Annotated in this window: 1 pseudogene; it reads right to left on the minus strand. The window is 60.1% G+C overall.

Going from position 1 to position 253, the window contains the following annotated elements:
* Positions 1-253, minus strand: a pseudogene (gene mdaB / locus ACR9ZK_RS22705) (NADPH:quinone oxidoreductase MdaB); the annotation flags it as partial.

Genomic DNA, 253 nt, shown 5'->3' on the forward strand with positions numbered 1-253 from the left:
CCCTTGGCTTCAAAGAAATCGCTCGGATCATCAAACGCCTGCTGCGGTGCGTTCCAGGTCAGCGACAGCATGTATTGCTTGCCCTGAATCAGGCCGCCGCTGCCGTACTTCTGCGACGCGTCGGAACGGGTACGACCATCCCTGGCATAGAGGCTGCCGTGGCCTTCGGTGGAGACTTCGTCGATGTACTTTTTCACCGTCCACGGCGCCCCCATCCACCAGCCCGGCATCTGATAAATGATCACGTCGGCCC

Source organism: Monashia sp. HAY1-5C, assembly GCF_056755255.1.